Origin of the sequence: Corallococcus sp. 4LFB (genome assembly GCF_046520365.1) — a bacterium.
GTDB classification, from domain to species: domain Bacteria; phylum Myxococcota; class Myxococcia; order Myxococcales; family Myxococcaceae; genus Corallococcus; species Corallococcus caeni.
In genome coordinates this window covers 1-350 of sequence record NZ_JBKGHJ010001277.1, presented here as the reverse complement: position 1 = coordinate 350, position 350 = coordinate 1, and the positions used below count along the sequence as shown (strand labels likewise).

General features: G+C 67.4%; 1 protein-coding gene. It reads left to right on the top strand.

Annotation, left to right across the window (positions count from 1 at the left end; translation table 11 throughout):
• A partial coding sequence (locus tag ACLEQD_RS45305; protein ID WP_410392058.1) for a phosphopantetheine-binding protein occupies positions 1–350 on the top strand: 350 nt, incomplete at both ends.

Here is a 350-nt window from a genome sequence, read left to right as displayed (position 1 = left end):
CGACAAGGTCGGCGTCCACGACAACTTCTTCGACCTCGGCGGCAACTCGCTGCTGGCCACCCAGGTGGTCTCCCGGCTGCGTGACCGGTTCGCCATCTCCGTGCCGCTGCAGGCCTTCTTCCAGGCACCGAGCATCTCGGGGCTCGCACGGCATCTTCAGGCCCACGCGCCCGAAGCGCAGTCGCTTCAGCCTTCCTTCAAGCCTCGTCCCGATGGCCCTCTTCCCCTCTCCTTCGCCCAGGAGCGGCTCTGGTTCATTGATCGGCTCATTCCGGACAGCGCCCTGTATGCGATCCCGCTGGCGGTGCGCCTGACGGGGACGCTGGATGCGACGGCTCTCGCGCACAGCC